Source organism: Halomonas sp. DQ26W (assembly GCF_003339685.1).
Taxonomy (GTDB): Bacteria; Pseudomonadota; Gammaproteobacteria; order Pseudomonadales; family Halomonadaceae; genus Halomonas.
In genome coordinates, this window is the sequence record NZ_QPKI01000016.1 from 1 (window position 1) to 18,789 (window position 18,789).

General features: G+C 63.9%; 15 protein-coding genes. 5 read left to right on the forward strand and 10 right to left on the reverse strand.

Translation table 11 applies throughout. The features are described 5' to 3' along the window. Nucleotides 1-171: 171 nt before the first annotated feature. The 3 genes from DU490_RS09860 to DU490_RS09870 all read right to left on the reverse strand — a co-directional run bounded on the left by DU490_RS09860 (nt 172) and on the right by DU490_RS09870 (nt 3,249). Entirely contained in the window at nt 172-690 is a 519-nt protein-coding gene (locus tag DU490_RS09860) for an Hcp family type VI secretion system effector (RefSeq protein ID WP_114574130.1), read from the reverse strand. Between the two features lie 301 nt (nt 691-991). Beyond that, a complete protein-coding gene (gene arsJ, locus DU490_RS09865) occupies nt 992-2,224 on the reverse strand; it encodes an organoarsenical effux MFS transporter ArsJ (RefSeq protein ID WP_114574131.1) in 1,233 nt (410 codons plus the stop codon). Next, nucleotides 2,221-3,249, reverse strand: a complete 1,029-nt coding sequence (locus DU490_RS09870) for an ArsJ-associated glyceraldehyde-3-phosphate dehydrogenase (RefSeq protein ID WP_114574132.1) — start codon at nt 3,247-3,249, stop codon at nt 2,221-2,223. Before DU490_RS09870 ends, arsJ begins: the two co-directional genes overlap by 4 nt. A gap of 79 nt (nt 3,250-3,328) precedes the next feature. Here DU490_RS09870 and hrpB point away from each other — a divergent pair, with 79 nt between their 5' ends. Then, a complete protein-coding gene (hrpB, locus tag DU490_RS09875; protein WP_114574133.1) occupies nt 3,329-5,797 on the forward strand; it encodes an ATP-dependent helicase HrpB in 2,469 nt (822 codons plus the stop codon). 58 nt (nt 5,798-5,855) lie between these two features. Here hrpB and DU490_RS09880 read toward each other — a convergent pair whose 3' ends face one another. Then, complete coding sequence (locus DU490_RS09880; RefSeq protein WP_114574134.1) at nt 5,856-8,630, reverse strand: HAD-IC family P-type ATPase; 2,775 nt, start codon at nt 8,628-8,630, stop codon at nt 5,856-5,858. A gap of 365 nt (nt 8,631-8,995) precedes the next feature. Between DU490_RS09880 and DU490_RS09885 the strand changes: the two genes are divergently transcribed. Beyond that, nucleotides 8,996-9,466, forward strand: coding sequence for a YchJ family protein (locus DU490_RS09885; RefSeq protein ID WP_114574203.1), 471 nt, complete (start codon nt 8,996-8,998; stop codon nt 9,464-9,466). 5 nt (nt 9,467-9,471) lie between these two features. On the opposite strand, the gene hutH is transcribed toward DU490_RS09885, so the two are convergent. The 4 genes from hutH to hutI all read right to left on the reverse strand — a co-directional run bounded on the left by hutH (nt 9,472) and on the right by hutI (nt 15,251). Next, nucleotides 9,472-11,043, reverse strand: a complete 1,572-nt coding sequence (hutH, locus tag DU490_RS09890; RefSeq protein WP_114574135.1) for a histidine ammonia-lyase — start codon at nt 11,041-11,043, stop codon at nt 9,472-9,474. 178 nt (nt 11,044-11,221) lie between these two features. After that, the gene (gene hutU, locus DU490_RS09895) at nt 11,222-12,913 is read right to left on the reverse strand and encodes a urocanate hydratase (protein WP_114574136.1); all 1,692 of its coding nucleotides are present in this window, start codon (nt 12,911-12,913) and stop codon (nt 11,222-11,224) included. A gap of 51 nt (nt 12,914-12,964) precedes the next feature. Further along, nucleotides 12,965-13,954 carry a formimidoylglutamase gene (hutG, locus tag DU490_RS09900; protein WP_114574137.1) on the reverse strand — a complete coding sequence of 330 codons (990 nt, stop codon included), beginning with the start codon at nt 13,952-13,954 and terminating at the stop codon, nt 12,965-12,967. After that, entirely contained in the window at nt 13,947-15,251 is a 1,305-nt protein-coding gene (gene hutI, locus DU490_RS09905; protein ID WP_114574138.1) for an imidazolonepropionase, read from the reverse strand. Before hutI ends, hutG begins: the two co-directional genes overlap by 8 nt. A 348-nt stretch (nt 15,252-15,599) precedes the next feature. Between hutI and DU490_RS17185 the strand changes: the two genes are divergently transcribed. Further along, nucleotides 15,600-15,770 (forward strand): hypothetical protein, encoded by a 171-nt coding sequence (locus DU490_RS17185; RefSeq protein WP_181870009.1) that lies wholly within the window; start codon nt 15,600-15,602, stop codon nt 15,768-15,770. On the opposite strand, the gene hutC is transcribed toward DU490_RS17185, so the two are convergent. Further along, nucleotides 15,771-16,487 carry a histidine utilization repressor gene (hutC, locus tag DU490_RS09910; protein ID WP_114574139.1) on the reverse strand — a complete coding sequence of 239 codons (717 nt, stop codon included), beginning with the start codon at nt 16,485-16,487 and terminating at the stop codon, nt 15,771-15,773. 207 nt (nt 16,488-16,694) lie between these two features. Here hutC and rluF point away from each other — a divergent pair, with 207 nt between their 5' ends. Next, nucleotides 16,695-17,741, forward strand: coding sequence for a 23S rRNA pseudouridine(2604) synthase RluF (rluF, locus tag DU490_RS09915; RefSeq protein WP_114574140.1), 1,047 nt, complete (start codon nt 16,695-16,697; stop codon nt 17,739-17,741). Nucleotides 17,742-17,901: 160 nt separating this feature from the next. Further along, nucleotides 17,902-18,504 (forward strand): DUF938 domain-containing protein, encoded by a 603-nt coding sequence (locus DU490_RS09920; protein ID WP_114574141.1) that lies wholly within the window; start codon nt 17,902-17,904, stop codon nt 18,502-18,504. A 43-nt stretch (nt 18,505-18,547) separates the two neighbouring features. Here the strand turns inward: DU490_RS09920 and DU490_RS09925 are convergent, their stop codons facing one another. Then, entirely contained in the window at nt 18,548-18,769 is a 222-nt protein-coding gene (locus DU490_RS09925; protein WP_258801579.1) for a hypothetical protein, read from the reverse strand. Nucleotides 18,770-18,789 lie beyond the last annotated feature (20 nt).

Below are 18,789 nucleotides of genomic sequence, written 5' to 3' on the forward strand. Positions count from 1 at the left end.
TGGGTATGGCAAGGGCGAATCGGTCGCTAAGGGCAATGGCTGACAGGACGTGTCAGCGATGTCGTACACGCCGTGATGCCAGCGCTCGATAACAAGCGCTGGCATCACGACGCCGGCTGCGAAACGCCCCGCCCAGGCGGGCGGGACGCTATCGAAGGACTTCGGGCTTCCTTAGCCTTCGATCGGGGCGCGCCAGTCGTCGGAGCCGGAGGTGCCGGCAACGGTATGTTCCCAATCGATCTTGCGGTAGGCCAGGGAGACGTCCATCAGTTGAGTGAATTCAGCCGTGTTCATGTCCTGGGCGTGCGGCATGCGCAGGTTGATGTCGACGATGGTGGCGTCGGTCAGGCTGGTGGTGAAGAAGTGCTCCTGCTTGCCTTCCCCTGAGGTGCGGTACCACTTCAGCTCGACATTGGGCAGCATCTCGCCGGAGGCCAGGGCGTTGTACATCAGCGGTACGGCCTTGTTCAGGGCCACGGTGAAGATCAACGGCTTGTGAGCGCGCTGGCCGGAAGGCTGGCCGGACTGCGGGTCGGTGGGCACGGTGACGACGTGCTTGAATTCCTGAACCAGCATTTCGTCTTCGTGGCCTTCCACGTAGATGTTGCCCACGGAATCCGGGGTAAAGGCGCCAGCGGTGATGTTGCCCTGGGTCTGGCCTTCGATGCTGATATAACAAGGTGTCGGCATGAGTCTGCTCCTTGACGATGTGAGTGAATGTCCGATGGACGGTACTGTAGAAGCAGTAAGCGTGCCGACATTGGATAAACAAAATAAAAACAGATGGTTGCTATGAATTCGCCAACTATGGCTAATCATAATTAGGCAAGATGTTGCCTGAATCGAGCAAGATCTTGCCCGGCGGGCAATAAATTGCCTAATTCAAATTTGGTTTTGGTCGTGGAAATCTTGTCAGAGCAGTAGCTGAGATTGCGTATTCTGATCCTGGCCGTCATCTGTTGGAAAACACAGAGCGCTTTCCTCAATAGAGTCAGGCCTCCTTCGGCAGCGCCAGGCTGATCGCCACCGTGGCTGCCAGCATGGCGCTCGATACCCACAGCGTGGCGGTGAGCCCGCCGGTCATATAAAGCCAGCCAGAGAGCAGCGTGCCGATCAGTCGCCCCATGGCGTTGGCCATGTAGTAGAAGCCGACGTCCAGCGAGACGCCGTCGGCGCGAGCCAGCTTGACGATCAGGAAGCTGTGCAGGCTCGAGTTCACCGCGAACACCGCACCGAACAGCAGCAGCCCACCGAGCAACACGACGTGGGGCTGCCAGCCTCCTCCTGCCATATCCAGGCCCTGTTCTTGAAGACCGAGGGCAATCAGCGCCGGCAGGGTGGCAAGGCCCGCCGCCCACAGGATGGCGGCAGTACGCCCCGCATGACGCCCGGTAATACGAGGCGCCATTGCCTGGACCGCGCCGTAGCCGATCACCCATAGTGCCAGGAAGCCACCCACCCGCCAGCTATCCCAGCCGAACTGGGTGGCCAGGAACACCGGCAGCGCAACCACGAACCAGACGTCGCGAGCGCCGAACAGGAACAGCCTGGCCGCCGAGAGGATGTTGATCGCCGGGCTCTTGGAGAGGATCTCGCGAAATTTCGGCTTGGCCTTGGCGCGGCCCAGGTCGGCATCGAGCCTGACCAGCGAAAGTGCCAGCACGCCGGCGAGCATCACCGCCATCACCAGGATCGCCCCCTGGAAGCCGATCAGAGTGAGCAGCAGCCCGCCGAGGAAGAAGCCCACGCCCTTCAGCGCGTTCTTGGAGCCTGTGAGCAGCGCCACCCAGCGGTAGAGCGCCGGATGGCCGGCGTCGCCGGCAGGCACCAGGGTCTTGATCGCGCTCTTGGCGCTCATCTTGTTGAGGTCCTTGGCGATGCCCGAGAGCGCCTGGGCGGCCATCACCCAGGGCACGCTGAGCCAGGCTACCGGCACCAGCAGCATGGCGAGGGCGAATACCTGCAGCCCCAGGCCCATGTTCATGGTGCGGTTGAGGCCAAGACGCGCGCCCAGCCAGCCGCCCACCAGGTTGGTGACCACGCCGAAGAGCTCGTAGAACAGGAACAGCAGCGCCACTTCCAGCGCCGAGTAGCCGAGCTGGTGGAAGTAGAGCACCACCAGCATGCGTAGGGCACCGTCGGTCAGCGTGAACGCCCAGTAGTTGCCGGTGACCAACAGGTACTGGCGTACTTCGCGGGGCAGGGCGGCTACGCGAGCGATCATGCGTCGGCGTTCCCCACCATGGCGGCCAGCTCCACGGTGCGGCAGGCATAGCCGTACTCGTTGTCGTACCAGGCATAGAGCTTCACCTGGGTGCCGGCTACCACCATGGTGGAGAGCGCATCGACGATGGAGCTGCGTGGGTCGCTGCGATAGTCGATGGAGACCAGGGGGCGTTCTTCATACCCCAGGATGCCGGCAAGCTCACCTTCTGCAGCTTCCTTGAGCATGGCGTTGACCTCTTCCACCGTGGTTTCGCGCTGCACTTCGAACACCATGTCGGTGAGCGAGGCATTGGCCAGCGGTACACGCACCGCGTGGCCGTTGAGCTTGCCCGTCAGCTCAGGGAAGATTGCGGTGATCGCCTTGGCCGAACCGGTGGTGGTAGGTATCAGGCTCATGCCGCAGGCCCGTGAGCGGCGCAGATCCGGCTTTTGTGGAGAGCTGGGAGCATCCAGGATCACCTGGGTGTTGGTGATGTCGTGGATGGTGGTCATGGAGCCGTGGCGGATGCCGAGCTGCTCGTGGATCACCTTGACCACCGGCGCCAGGCAGTTGGTGGTGCAGCTCGCGGCGGTGACGATGCGATGCTCGGTCGGGTCGAACAAGTGGTCGTTCACGCCCATCACCATGTTGAGTACACCCTCTTCCTTGACCGGGGCGCTGACCACCACGCGCTTCACACCCTGATCGAGATAGGCCTGCAGTGTCTCGGTCGTCTTCATCTTGCCCGAGCATTCGATGACCACGTCGCAGTCGGACCAGTCGGTATCGCCGATATCGCGGTTCGCGGTGAAAGCGATGTGCCGGCCGGCCACCGAGATGGCGCCCTCGGTCGCCGTGATATCATCGCCGCCACCGGTCCACTGGCCGTGCACCGAGTCGAACTGCAGCAGGTGGGCGAAGGTGGCACCGTCGCCCCCCGGGTCGTTGATGCGCACGAATTCGTGCTCGGGATTCGACCAGCCGGCGCGCAGCGCCAGGCGGCCGATGCGGCCGAATCCGTTGATACCGATGCGAAGGGTCATGGTGCGCTCCTTGTTGCCTGAGATGTCAGATACTGAGATGTGTCGATGAAATGTGCCTGAAATATATGACAAATCGTATATGAAAAATGATGACAATTCGATGACAGCGTCGGCGGCACTGCCTATCGAGACCCGCCTTGATGATATCCGCCTGGCGCTCGCTGGTCATAACCGGGCGGTACTGGTCGCCGAACCGGGCGCCGGCAAGACCACTCGGGTTCCCCTTGCACTGCTCGAGGCGGCCTGGTGCGGCCAGGGCAAGCTGTTGCTGCTGGAACCCCGCCGCGTGGCTGCCAGGCTTGCCGCCGGTTTCATGGCCGAGCAGTTGGGAGAAGCCGTGGGCGCAACGGTGGGCTATCGCATGCGGGGCGAGAGCCGGGTGGGGGCGAACACCCGCCTCGAGGTCGTCACCCAGGGGGTGCTGACCCGAATGCTGCAGGACGACCCCATGCTCGAGGGGGTGGCGGGCGTCATCTTCGACGAGTTCCACGAACGCAGCCTCGAAGCCGACCTGGGCCTGGCGCTGGTGCTTGATGCCCAGTCGGTGCGCGATGATCTGCGCCTGCTGGTGATGTCGGCGACCCTGGACGTCGATGCCCTGCTCGGCGTACTTGGCGACGACACCCCGGTGATCGACTGCCCGGGCCGCACCCATCCCGTCGTCACGCGGCACCATGCCGTTTGCGGGCGCGGCGATACGGCTCGCCAGCAGGCAATGGCGGTGTCGGCTGCCATGACCGACGAGGTCGGTGACGTCCTGGTGATACTGCCCGGGGTGGCCGAGATTCGCCGCCTGGCCAGGGAACTGAGCGCGCGGCGGCCCGACCTTTCGGTCATGGAGCTGCATGGGCGGCTGCCGCTGGATGCCCAGCGTCGTGCGCTACGCCCGGACCCGCAAGGCCATCGCCGGGTGGTACTGGCCACGGCGATTGCCGAATCCAGCCTGACGGTGGAAGGGGTTCGCATCGTGGTCGACGCCGGCCAGGAGCGGGTGCCGGTTTTTCAGCCACGCAGCGGACTGACCCGGTTGGAGACGCGCCGGGTCAATCGCGCCAGCGCCGATCAGCGCCGTGGCCGGGCAGGGCGCCAGGGCCCGGGTCTCTGTGTCCGCCTGTGGCCCGAGGAGCAGCCTCTGGTTCCCCACGGGGAGCCGGAGATTCGCCAGGCCGACCTGGCTCCACTGGCGTTCGAGCTGGCCCGCTGGGGGGTGACGGATATCGCATCACTCGCCTGGGTTACGTCTCCGCCTGCCGGTGCGCTGGCTGCCGGACGGGACCTGCTCCGGCAGCTCGGCTTGCTCAACGAGGCGTTCCATCTCACCGCGCTGGGACGTCGCTGCGTCCGCTGGCCCACCCATCCGCGCCTGGCGGTGATGCTGGAGCGAGCCCATGAGCTGGAGGCACTGCCTCTGGCCTGTGCGCTGGTGGCGGCACTGGAGGGACATGACCTGGAGGGTGAGAAGGACCTGGAGCGTGCGCTGCAGGTCCGCCTCGCCAACGCCAAGGGCTATCGCCAGTGGCACCATGAGGCCCGTCGCCTGGCGCGTATCGGTGGCTGCGGGTTGGAGGTGGCAAGCCTCGCCCCGCTGGGCGAGTTGCTGGCGCTGGCCTATCCCGAGCGAGTGGCGCAGCGTCTTGAGCCGGGGCGCTTTCGCCTGGCCGGGGGAGGGCTCGCCACCCTGCCCGAGCAGCATCCCCTTGCTCATTCCGAGCTGCTGGTGGCCGCCGAGCTGGATGGCCAGGCCAGTGGAGCGCGCATCTTTCGCGGCGTGTCGATTACCCGCGAGCGCCTCGAGGCGCTCTTTTCGGAAACTGCGGAGTGGCGCGCGAGCCTCGAATGGTCTGACGCCCAGGGCCGCCTGACCGGCGAAGAGGTGCGCGGCCTGGGGGCGGTGGTGCTCGAACGCAGGGCGCTGAAGTCGCTGCCAGCCGAGGCGGTGCACACGGCTCTGCTCGAGGCATTGCGCCGCCGCGGCGTACTGCCTTTCGACGAGGCGGGCGACCAGCTGCGCGGAAGAGTGGCCCTGCTGCGCCGGGAACTGGGTGACGACTGGCCGGACTGGTCGACATCGATGTTGCTCGACGATCTCGAGAACTGGCTTGGCCCGCATCTTGACGGTATCACCCGGCTCGATGCCGTGGATCGCCTGCCCCTGACGCGGATTCTTCTCGACGTGCTTGACTGGTCGCTGCGCTCGCGCCTCGACGCGATGGCACCCGAGCGGGTGGAAGTGCCCAGTGGCTCCCGAGTCCGGCTCGACTATACGCCCTGCCTGGAGCGGGGGGAGCCGGTGTTGGCGGTAAAGCTGCAAGAGGTGTTTGGCTGGCACGGTTCCCCCCTTGTCGCCGATGGCCGGGTCGCGGTACTGCTGCATCTGTTGTCGCCGGCGCGGCGTCCGCTGCAGGTCACCCGGGACCTGGCCAGCTTCTGGGCTAATGGCTACCCGGAGGTGCGCCGCGAGATGCGTGGCCGCTACCCGAAGCACCCCTGGCCGGAGGATCCATTGGAAGCAGAAGCGACGGCACGCGCCAAGCGGCGTAGCAACTAGTTGCCAGGCGCCTCAGCTTGCGCTGTTGGCCATGCCCATGCCAAAAAGCGTCGACCACTCATTGGGTTGGGGCACTGGCCTTGTCATGGTGCCCTGTCGCCGAACTGTCGGATGACTTGCGCAGGCGCAGGACCCGTTTCTCCAGCTCCACGGTCAGGAAGATTGCAACGCTGCCGGCGAGGATCACGAGCCAGTGAAGCGGCCCCAGGCCGGCACTGCCGAAGATGGCCTGCATGAAGGGCAGGTAGGTCCAGCCAAGTTGCAGCAGCACAACCAGCCCGATGGCGAGCCATACCGGACGACTGCCGAAGATGCCCTGCACAGACAGGGCGCTGTTGACCAGGAAACGGCTGTTGATCAGGTAGGCGGCGCTACCCATGACCAACATGTTGACCGCACCGGTCCGCGCCAGCTCGGCGCTGGCTTCCTGAACGAGCAGGATCCAGGTGAACATGCCGAAAACGCCGATCAACAGCAGGAACGATACGAATGCCACCCGCCACAGCAGGAACAGGTCGAGTAAGGCTGCCGACGGATCGCGTGGTTGACGCTGCATGATATCCGGCTCGGCTTCCTCGAAGGCCAGCGCCAGGCCCAGGGTCACCGCCACCACCATGTTGACCCACAGCGCCTGGAGCGGTGTTACCGGTAGCATGGTTCCCCCGAGCACGGCGAGCATTATCGCCAGGCCCTGGCCGCCATTGGTGGGCAGGATGAAGGTTATGGTCTTGCGAATATTGTCGTAGACCTTCCGCCCCTCCTCGATGGCACTGACGATGGTGGCGAAGTTGTCATCGGCCAGCACCATCTCGGCGGCCTCCTTGGCAGCCTCTGTACCCTGGATACCCATCGCCACGCCGACGTCGGCACGCTTGAGGGCCGGACCATCATTGACACCGTCGCCGGTCATGGCGCAGATTCCGCCCTGTGCCTGCATGGCCTTGACCAGGCGTAGCTTGTGCTCCGGTGCGGCCCGCGCGAAGACATCCACCTTGAGTATCTTGTCTTCAAGTTCCTCGTCACTCATGGATTCCAGCTCTCGTCCGCTCACCACATTCTCGGTCTGAGCGAAGCCCAACTGGTTGGCAATGGCGCGGGCAGTCACGGCATGGTCTCCGGTTACCATGACCGGGCGAATGCCGGCTTCCAGGCACCGCTTGACGGCCTCGATGGCAGCTTCCCGGGGCGGGTCGAGCAGGCCCACCAGCCCCAGCAGCACCAGGCCTTGTTCGGCATGCTCGTCGTTCAGTTCGCCGGAGATGCCTTCGCCATCCTTCTCCGCTAGTGCCAGCACCCTGAGGCCACGCGAGGACAGCGCATGGATTCGTTTTTCCCACGCCTGCTGATCCAGCTCGGTATCACCACCGTCAACGCGCACCTTGTGACACATCTCGAGCAGTCGATCCGGCGCGCCCTTGACCAGCAGTCGGCTGCCATCAAAGTCGTTGAGCGTGGCCATGTACTTGCGTTCGGATTCGAAGGGAATGGCGTCGTTGCGGGGGTGATCGTCGCGAAGCTTGCGGGTATCGACATCGCCCTTGGTTGCGGCGACGATCAGCGAACCTTCGGTGGGGTCGCCATGTATCGTCCATCGATCTTCTTCCTTGGCCAGCTCGGCGTCGTTGCACAGCACACCGACCTTGAGGAAATGAGCCAATGCAGGGTAGTCCTTGAGCGCGATTGCCTCGCTCTCTTCGTCACTCTCCTTATCGTCCGCTGTGAGATGGAACTTGCCCTCTGGCTTGAAGCCGATGCCGGATAGGCGGAATTCCCCCTGGGGCAACCAGATGGCTTGCGCCGTCATTTCGTTGCGGGTAAGGGTGCCAGTCTTGTCGGAGAAGATGGTGGAAATCGAGCCCAAGGTCTCGACGGCAGGTAGACGCCGTATGATGGCCTTGCGCTTTGCCATCGCCTGTACTCCTAGGGCGAGGGAAATGGTCACGATGGCGGGCAGGCCCTCGGGGATGGCGGCAACCGCCAGGCCGACAGCCGCCATGAACATGGCGCTGATGGCCTGGTCATGAATGATCACCCCGAACGTGGCGGTGAGTGCAGCCGCCGCGAGGATGAAGATGGCTAGTACGCGCCCGGCCCGGTCGAGTTGACGAAGCAGCGGCGTCTTGAGCTGTTCGACATCACGCAGCATCTCGGAAATGCGGCCGATTTCGGTGTGGGTTCCGGTTTCCACCACGAGACCCACCGCCGTGCCCTGGGCGACGATGGTGCTGGCGTAGGCCATGGCGCTACGCTCGGCGAGGTCGGCTTTTTCCTCCACCGGTTCGGTCTGCTTGTCGACCGGCGTGGACTCGCCGGTCAACGCTGCTTCTTCGGTCCGCAGGCGCTTTGCCTTGATCAGGCGCAGGTCCGCCGGTATCCGGTCGCCGCTCTCGACCATCACGATGTCGCCGGGTACCAGCTCCTCGGCATCGATGGTCTGTCGCTTTCCACCGCGCAGCACACTTGCCTGGGGTGAGAGCATGTCCCGTATACTCTCCAGCGCCTGTTCGGCCTTGCCCTCCTGGATGAAGCCGATCAGTGCGATTATGATGACGACGCCAAGAATTGCCAGGGCATCCAGCGTCTGGCCAAGACCCAGGCTGGCCACCGCCGCGACGATCAGGATCAGCATCAGGATATTGTTGAACTGCTCGAGCAGGCGCTTCCACCAGGGGCGACCCTGCTGCTGCTTGAGCTTGTTGCGTCCATATTCGTCCAGCCGTTTCCTGGCGGCATCATCCGAAAGCCCTTCGCGGGAGCCTTCGGCTCTTTGCAGGGCGTCGTCAGCCGACATGGCGTGCCAGGCGGTACGGGGGGACTCTTGGCGTTCGGGCATTCCCTTATCTCCGAAGGCGAATAATGGATGTAGCCATGTGTAGCATAAACCGTGTTGCACTGCAGTGATGCAGGGCAAGTAATGGAATACAACCGGCTGTGCTGCCTTGGGAAGGTGTCCCGCCAGTCACCGATGCATTATGGGTGTTGCCTCCTATAGAAGGCCTTGATGCGTGCAGCGGCTGTAATAGTTAACGATCGTCGAGTTACGTGTATCAGTCACCTGCGACAGGAAGTCGGATGCCGTCAGGGTGGCGATTATCCCGTGACTGGCTCGCAAGTTGTCTTGCAGTGTAGGAGAGGAGAGTCATGAGTAACAACAGCACCCTGGATGCCGAACTTTCTGGACAAGCCGGTGCCGAGCGAATGCAAGGCAAGCGATGCCCGTGTGGCAGTGGCAGTGTCTTGGCCGAGTGCTGTGGCCGTTACCACCGCGGAGCGCCGGCACCCAGTCCCGAGGACTTGATGCGATCGCGCTATAGTGCCTTCGCCCTCGATCTGACCGAGTACTTGCTGGCGTCCTGGCATACGTCGACGCGCCCGCAACAACTCGAGCCGGGTAGCACGACCCGCTGGGTTCGCCTCGAGGTGGTGGCCGCCAGCGAGCAGGGTGAGGGCGACTCGGCCCGCGGCCGGGTACACTTTCGCGCCACATTCCACGAAGGTCGACGTTGGGCGGTGCTGGAGGAGAATTCTCGTTTCGTGCAGGAGGCTGGGCGCTGGGTCTACCTAGACGGCAGTCCCAGCGTGACCCGCCTGAAGCCGGGCCGCAACGATCCCTGTCCTTGCGGTAGCGGTCGCAAGTTCAAGAGCTGCTGTGGCCAGGGCTCACGCTGACGCCCTTATATGTCCCGGTTGGGCTCGGTGCCGTGGCTGGGCAGCAGCGTCACCGGAATCAGCTCATTGAGGGTCCGAGTCTTCAGCAGCTCTGTCGCGGCTTCGATATCCGGGGCGAAGAAGCGATCCTTGTCGTAGTAGGCGACCTGTTCACGCAGGGCCCGGCGGGCCTGTTCCAGTGGCTCGGTGGTGGCCAGGCGTTGACCGTCTGCCGGCTTGCGGAAGTCGAGCCCCTGGCAGGCGGCGAGCCACTCGATGGCGAGAATGCCGCGTACGTTGTCGGCCATTTCCCACAGACGCTTGCCGGCGGCCGGTGCCATGGAGACATGATCCTCCTGATTGGCCGAGGTGGGCAGGCTGTCGACGCTGTGGGGGTGGGCCAGCGCCTTGTTTTCACTGGCCAGGGCTGCGGCGGTGACCTGGGCGATCATGAAGCCGGAGTTGATTCCGCCGTTTTCCACCAGGAAGGGCGGCAGCTGGGACATGTGCTTGTCCATCATCAACGAGACACGGCGCTCGGTCAGTGACCCGATTTCGGCAATGGCCAGGGCCAGGTTATCGGCGGCCATGGCCACCGGCTCGGCGTGGAAATTGCCGCCGGAGAGGATGTTCCCGCCGTCGACGAACACCAGCGGATTGTCCGAGACCGCGTTGATCTCAACCGCCAGCACCTCGGCGGCCTGGCGTAGCTGGGTCAGGCAAGCGCCCATTACCTGGGGCTGGCAGCGCAGCGAATAGGGGTCCTGGACCTTGTCGCAATCGGCATGTGTGTCGCTGATGGCGCTGCGATTGCCGAGCAGGTGGCGATAGGCCGCGGCGGCATCGATCTGGCCGCGCTGGCCGCGGGCGTCGTGGATCCTGGCATCGAAGGGCGAGCGTGAACTGAGGGTCGCTTCCACCGTCAGCGAACCGCACACCGTGGCGGCGGCGAACAGGTCCTCGGCCTCGAACAGCCCCTTGAGCGCATAGGCCGTGGAGACCTGGGTGCCGTTGAGCAGTGCCAGGCCTTCCTTGGGAGCGAGCTTGAGTGGCTCGAGGCCGGCAATGTTCAGTGCTTCCCCGGCCGAAACCCACTCGCCACGGTGACGCGCCTTGCCCTCGCCGAGCAGCACAACGCTCATATGCGCCAAAGGGGCCAGGTCGCCCGAGGCGCCCACCGAGCCCTTGAGCGGAATATGCGGGTAGACCTCGGCATTGACCATGGCCAGCAGGGCCTCGAGCACCTTTCGGCGAATGCCGGAGAAGCCGCGGGCGAGGCTGTTGACCTTGAGCACCATGATCAGCCGTACCAGGGCATCCTCCATGGGCTCGTCGACACCGGTGGCATGTGACAGCACCAGCGAGCGCTGCAGTTCCTCCAGATGATCGTGTTCGATTCGGGTCTGGGCCAGCAGGCCAAAACCGGTGTTGATGCCGTAGACGGTACGGTCTTCCGCCACCACCTGGTTGACGCAATCAACGGCTTTTTGGATGGCCTTGTCGGCACTGGCTGGCAGGCTGACCGTGAGCGGCGCCTCGAACACCTGGCGGGCCTGGGCCAGTGTCATCTTGCCGGATTGGATCTCGAGATGGGGCATGGGATGGTTCTCTTGAAAAATGGCGTTTGCGGTCAAAGCGATGAGCTGTTCCGGCGACAATACATCGTGAGGGCGCTGTGAACCCGTCCCTGGGCGCTACATTCGCCTTCCCTGGCGAATGACCCTCACTACGTCTTGTCCCCGGCGCTCATCGCCGCAAGTATTTGTCGAGCCACGCTTACTTATCGAGCATCGGCAGGTCGAGGCCGTTATCTCGGGCGCAGCTCTTGGCGATCTCGTAACCGGCATCGGCGTGGCGCATTACCCCGGTGCCCGGGTCGTTGCGCAGCACCCGGCCGAGGCGGGCGTGGGCGTCGTCCGTGCCGTCGGCGACGATCACCACCCCGGCATGCTGTGAATAGCCCATGCCCACGCCGCCGCCGTGGTGCAACGAGACCCAGGTCGCTCCGCCGGCAGTATTGAGCAGGGCGTTGAGCAGCGGCCAGTCGGATACGGCATCGCTGCCGTCCATCATTGATTCGGTCTCGCGGTTGGGGCTGGCCACCGAGCCGGAGTCGAGGTGATCGCGGCCGATGACGATGGGCGCCTTGAGTTCGCCGTTGGCGACCATCTCGTTGAAGGCCTGGCCCAGGCGGGCGCGATCCTTGAGGCCGACCCAGCAGATCCGCGCCGGCAAGCCCTGGAAGGAGATCCGCTCGCGGGCCATGTCGAGCCAGTTGTGCAGGTGCGGGTCGTCGGGGATCAGCTCCTTGACCTTCTGGTCGGTCTTGTAGATGTCCTCCGGGTCGCCGGACAGCGCCACCCAGCGGAACGGGCCGATGCCCTGGCAGAACAGCGGGCGGATATAGGCCGGCACGAAGCCGGGGAAGTCGAAGGCGTTGGCCACGCCCTCTTCCTGGGCCATTTGGCGAATATTGTTGCCGTAGTCGAAGGTGGGCACGCCCATCGCCTGGAAGTCGAGCATGGCACGCACGTGCACCGCCATGGACTGCTTGGCGGCCTTGGTCACCGCCGCGGGTTCGGTCTTGCCGCATGCCACGTACTTGTCCCAGCTCCAGCCGGACGGCAAGTAGCCGTGGAGCGGGTCGTGGGCGCTGGTCTGGTCGGTGACCATGTCGGGTTTCACCCCACGTTTGACCAGCTCGGGCAGGATATCGGCAGCGTTGGCACACAGGCCGATGGAAACCGCCTTGCCCTCGGCGGTGTAGCGCTCGATGCGCGCCAGGGCATCGTCCAGGTCGCTGGCTTGCTCGTCGAGATAGCGGGTACGCAGGCGGAAGTCGATGCTGTTCTGCTGGCATTCGATATTGAGCGAGCAGGCACCGGCCAGGGTCGCGGCCAGGGGCTGGGCACCGCCCATGCCGCCGAGGCCGGCGGTGAGGATCCAGCGCCCGGCCAACTTGCCATCGTAGTGCTGGCGCCCGGCCTCGACGAAGGTCTCGTAGGTCCCCTGGACGATGCCCTGGGAACCGATGTAGATCCATGAGCCGGCTGTCATCTGGCCGTACATCATCAGGCCTTGCTTATCCAGCTCGTTGAAGTGCTCCCAGTTGGCCCAGGCCGGTACCAGGTTGGAGTTGGCGATGAGCACCCTCGGGGCGTCCCTGTGGGTCTCGAACACGCCCACCGGCTTGCCCGACTGGATCAGCAGCGACTGGTTGTCCTCCAGGCGCTTGAGGGTGTCGACGATGGCGTCGAAGCACTGCCAGTCCCGGGCGGCGCGGCCAATGCCGCCGTAGACTACCAGGTCCTCGGGACGCTCGGCGACGTCCGGGTGGAGGTTGTTCATCAGCATGCGCATGGGCGCTTCGGTCAGCCAGCTCTTACAGCTGAGTTCGGTGCCGGTTGGGGCGGCGATCCGGCGGCTGGGGTCGTGACGGGGATCGGCAAGGGTAGTATGGCTGTTCATCGGTGTGCTCTCTTATCGTGTTTCGTGTTTCGTGTTTCGATTCGTGTCGGTTCAGGCATCCAGCGTCAGCTGGTGGATCAGGCGCGCCGCTGATTTCGCGGTCCGGCCATCGACATCGAAGCTCGGGTTCAGCTCGGCCAGGTCGACCAGTGCCAGCTTTTGGCTATCACGCAGGCGGACGACCAAGGGCTCGAGCAGTGCCAGCGATACGCCATGGGCGGCTGGGGCGCTGACACCGGGCGCTTCGCTTGCCGGCAGCACGTCCAGGTCGATGGTCAGGTAGATCCGGTCGCAGCCGGCAATAAAGGCGTCGAGCTCGTCGCCGATGGCATCGAGGCTCGCTGCGGTGATCTCGTGATCCTCGCGCACCAGCACGCCGAGCTCGGCGGCGCGCTCGAACAGGGCCGCAGTGTTGTTGGCCCTGCTCACGCCGAGGCAGGCGTAGCGGAACGGCCAGCCGCGGCGCTCGCATTCGTCGGCGATCTGGGCGAAGGGCGTGCCCGAGGAGCCGCGCTGGCCTGGGGTGAGAAGCGGGGCGCGAAGATCGAAGTGCGCGTCGAGGTTGATGATGCCGATGACCGGCGCCGTCTTGCCGGACGCCGCGTTTTCCAGGTGACGAGCCAGGCCCGACCAGCTGCCATAGGCCACTTCATGACCGCCACCGAGCACCACCGGCAGATGGCCGGCGTCGAGCAGCGCGGCGGCCCTCCCGGCGAGCCGCGACTGAGCGCTTTCCATGCCGTCGTCGCTGCCATGGGGGTGGCAGGCGACATCGCCGGCATCGAAGGCGGGCGAGCGCTGGTGCCAGGCCAGGTTGGCCAGTGCCTTGCGTATGGCGCGCGGGCCAGCAGCGGCGCCGACGCGTCCGTGATTGCGGGCCACTCCGGCGTCACAGGCGAAACCGAGCAGAGCGATACCGGCAGGCGTGTTCGTAGCCTTGCCGGCAGCGGGCAGGGGTTCGATCATCTGATGCCAGCGCAGGCTATTCGGTTCCGGGTCCTCGCGACCGGCCCAGGTCGACATATCGATCCACTCAGTCATGGCGGCGTTCTCCTGTATATCGTTCCCCTTGGAACCCTTCCGTGACGCTACCCGCGAACACCCGCTGGCGCAGGCGTCCCGACTGCACGGCGTACGCCAGGGCGGCCGGGGTGTCGGCATGCCACAGGCAGAGATCGGCTGGGGCGCCTTCCACGATTCGACCCAGCCCGTGGCCATGCGGGTGCTGTTCGTGAAGCCGCTCTTCGTGAAGTCGCTCTTCATGAAACCCTATGGCCCGGGCGCCATGGGCGGTCATGCCGGCGAGCGCCTCCCGCGGCGTGAGCCGGAATAGCGTGCAGGCGAAATTGAGCATCAGGGTGGGGTTGAAGATCGGCGAGCTGCCCGGGTTGGCGTCGGTAGCGACGGCCATGGGTACGGCGGCGGCTCGCAGTGCCTCGATGGGCGGCTGCTGCGTTTCGCGCAGGGTGTAAAAGGCGCCGGGCAGCAGCACGGCGACGCTGCCGGCCTCGCGCAGACTTTCTACGCCAGCCTCGTCGAGAAATTCGATATGGTCGGCGGACAGCGCCCCGAAGCGCGCCGCGGCGACACTGCCCCCCAGGTTGGATAGCTGTTCGGCATGGGCCTTGATCGGCAGGCCGTGGGCTCGGGCGGCCTCGAACACCCGCTCGCACTGGGCAACCGAGAAAGCGATTTTCTCGCAGAAGACATCCACCGCGTCGGCCAGCCGTTCGCCAGCTGCGGCAGGGATCATCTCGTTGCATACCAGGCTGATATAGCCGTCGCTGTCGTCCTTGAATTCCGGGGGCAGGGCATGGGCGCCGAGCAGGGTGGTCACCACCCTTATCGGCAGCTCCCGGCCCAGGCGCCGGGCCACGCGCAGCATCTTGAGTTCGTCGGCAACAGTGAGCCCGTAGCCGGACTTGATCTCCACGGTGGTGACGCCGTCCCGCATCAGCACTTCGAGGCGCGGCCGGGCGGCCTCGAACAGCTCCGCTTCCGTGGCCGCCCGGGTGGCGTTCACCGTGCTGAGGATGCCGCCGCCGGTTCGTGCGATTTCCTCGTAGCTGACCCCTTCCAGGCGCTTCTCGAACTCGTCGGCCCGGGAGCCGCCGAACACCAGGTGGGTATGGCAATCGACCAGTCCGGGTGTCATCACGCCACCACGGCCCATTTCCTCGCAGCCGGCTGCGGTGGCCTCGTCGAATTCGGTCATCGGCACGACACGACCGATACGGTCGCCTTCGACCACGACCGCCATCGGCTCGGGCAGGGTGTCCAGGCCATCGAAGAGGATGACGTCTCGCCAGAGTTTGCGCTTCTGCGGGGTGCCGGTCATGGGGCCTCCTGCTGATGATAGTCGACGAAATGTATATACATTTAAACGGCGGCCGCCTTCGCGTCAAGCATGGCGGCGCTATTCCAGGGTGTTGCCGGTGGCCGGCGCACGACTTCTCTTTGCGTATTTTCTATATAGATCTGTTATTTAAGTTTTTATCGGCTTGGCGTGCTCGGGATTCTATTGGCATTCGTCAATGCTGCGACGAAAGTATAGGCGTAATTCCACGGGTTGTCCTGGCTGGGCGATTCATCTTATTGTATATACATTAATGGCAGGCCGTATCGACACCAGACCGGGACCGTGGCGTGTCACGACATTCCGACGACAACAAGAGGAGGGGATTCCATGACGATCCCTCAGCAGACGGCACAGAGTCGCCGTCGACCATCGCTGATGACCGTACTCAAGCTGTTCATACCCAGTGCGCTGGGTATCCTGATCTTCTTCGTGCCGGTGACCATCGGCGAGCGCACGACCATAATGTGCGCCTCGAAGGCGCTGCCGGGCAGGGGATAATCAGGAGCCATGACGATGCACCGACGAGCGCAGCTTGTAGCGTTCGCCGGGGTGGATCAGCCGGGCGTAGCTGATCAGGTGATCGTCGGACCAGGTGCGGCGGATCATGCTCAGGCAAGGGCGGGTCGTGTCAGTGTCCAGGTGGCGTGCGGTGGTCTCATCCACCAGTACTGCTTCGACCACGTGCTCGATATCGCTGATCGGGCAGGCTGCGACCAGCACCTCGTTGGGGGTGTGGCGAGTGAAGTCGGTAGCGAGATAGTCCGGCACCCAGCGAGGGTTGACGTAGCGGTTCTCCAGTTGAATCGGTACGTCGTTTTCACGATGCACGATCAGGGTGTGGAAGACCCGGGTGCCCAGGCGTACGCCGAGGCGAAGGGCCACCTCGTCGTCGGCGTCGATCGCTTCACTGCACAGCACGTCGTTACTGTAGCCGTGGCCACGGCTGCGCACTTCCTCGGCGATATTGTGTACTTCGACCAGCGATGACTCCGCCTTGCGGTCGGTGACGAAGGTGCCGAGTCCCGGCTGACGAATCAGGTAGCCTTGCTGTACCAGGTCGCGTATCGCCTTGTTGGCGGTCATGCGGCTGACTCCGAAGTCCCGTGCCAGCTGCTCTTCCGGTGGTATCTGGTGATGTGCCGGCCAGTCACCGCCGTTGATCTTCTCCAGCAGGTGCTGCTGAATCTGCAGGTAGAGTGGAAGCGTGCTACCCATGCTGCGCTGAGTCCTTCTGGCTGGAAAAGAAATGTCTATACGGCCAGTTTAGCTGCATGCTGCACACAAGGCACCTGCAGCCAACTGCGATGAATAACCGCCGATACGGGCTACCAGTTTCGATTGCTACAGACTGGGACTTTCGCCGATCAGGCGTGGCATGCTTGAATGCCTGCCAATCACCCTATTTCTTCCGGTAAGAGTGCCATGGCCTTCGGTTCTTCGACACGTATCAACAAGTACATCAGCGAAAGTGGCCTGTGTTCCAGGCGGGAGGCCGACCGCTATGTCGAGCAGGGCAACGTGCTCCTCAACGGCAAGCGCGCCAAGACGGGGGATCAGGTATTTCCGGGGGATGAGGTCAAGGTCAATGGTCAGCTCATCGAGCCCCAGGAAGCCGAGGACCTGGTCTTCATCGCCCTGAACAAGCCGGTAGGCATTGTCAGCACCACCGAGCCGAGCGAGAAGGACAATATCGTCGACTTCGTCAAACACGGGGTTCGTATCTTTCCCATCGGTCGGCTGGACAAGGATTCCCAGGGGCTCATCTTCCTGACCAACAATGGTGATCTGGTCAACAAGATTCTGCGGGCCAGCAACAATCATGAAAAGGAATATCGGGTCACCGTCAACAAGCCGATCACCGATGAATTCATCACGGGGATGAGCTCCGGTGTACGTATCCTTGGCGAGGTGACGAAGCCGTGTAAAGTCGTCAAGGAGTCGACCTTCGTTTTCAACATAACGCTGGTGCAGGGGCTGAATCGACAGATCCGTCGAATGGCGGAAAAATTCGGTTACGATATCACCAGGCTCGAGCGAATCCGGATCATGAACGTGTCGCTCAAGGGGCTGGCACTGGGAGACTGGCGCGACCTCACCGCGAAGGAGGTTGGCACCATCATTGCCTTGACCGAGAGTTCCAGGTCTGACGCCACGGCGGAAGGCAGGAAGGCTTCTCCATCCAGGGCGCCGGGCAAGCGCAAGACGGCCAAGGCCGCAGGAGGGGGCGCGGCCGCGGGCAGGCGGGACAATCAGGGCAAGGCGTCTTCGAGCAGGCGTTCCAAGGGTAAGACGTCCACGGCCAAGTCATCCGCAGCCAAGACCTCCAGGGGTGGAATCGCCGGCAAGGGGGCTGGACCGAAGCCGGCGGTCAATGCCAGAAACAAGAAGTCACTGCATGGGAAGCCCAAACCGACCGGCGGCCAGACCGGAAGGGGAGGCAAACCCCGCCGGACGAAGCCGGGGCGGTAGGCCCTCTGCGTAAACAGAGTGAGCAAGGGAGGGCTCTCAGTGCAGCTAACCACGGAAGCGGGAGAGGCAGCGCCGTCGATGGCATCGGGCGATCTGCGTGCTGCACGCGGTTGTTAAAGGCTGCTATCGTGAGCAAAACTGATGACCTCGCTGAGGTGCCATGAGCAACGCCTGCCTACACAGCCCTTCAACAGCACGCAATCGACAGCCGATCCTGGCTGTGTTGCAGGACGTGCTGCCCGTGAAAGCGAACATCCTGGAAGTGGCAAGCGGTAGTGGCGAACACGGCGTCTATTGCGCCACTGCCATGCCGGGGTGGGAGTGGCAGCCCAGCGAGCCGAATCCCCATGCCCGCCGCTCCATCGAGGCGTGGCGGGAGCACGCCGGGCTGCCCAACCTGCGTTCGCCACTGGCGCTGGACGTGACGACGCTCTGTCCGGCGGGGCCGTTCGACGCTATTCTCGCGATCAACCTGATCCATATTTCGCCCTGGGAGGTCACCGAGGCGCTGACAGCCTGTGCCGGGAGACGATTGAGCGAGGGCGGCGTGCTTTATCTTTATGGGCCTTACCGACGGAAAGGGCGCCATACGGCGCCCAGCAATGAAGCCTTCGATGCTGACCTCAAGTCCCGCGACCCCAGTTGGGGTGTGCGCGAACTGGAAGCGGTAGTTGCGCAAGCCGAGCAGCATGGCCTGGTTCTTGAGCGCGTGGTCGATATGCCGGCCAACAATCTCAGCGTGGTGCTGCGCCTGTTGCATTGAGCCAATTGACTATAATGGTGCTCGTCGCGCTGCTCACCTTGGCTTACTCGGCGGCTTCGGGCCTTTCCTCGATCTGGCCCGGGATGCGATAACGCACGCCTTCGGCCTGGCGGTCGTCTTCAAAGCGCCGGGTTTCCTCCTCGGTCGGCACGCCCCAAAGGGTCTCCCGACTGCCGTCCTGGAAGGTATAGGTGGTGCAACCGGTGAGTAGGGTGATAGCCAGCAGAGCGGCAGAGGCTGGTAGTAGGCGAGTGGCTCGAATCACGATGAATCCTTTCAACTGTA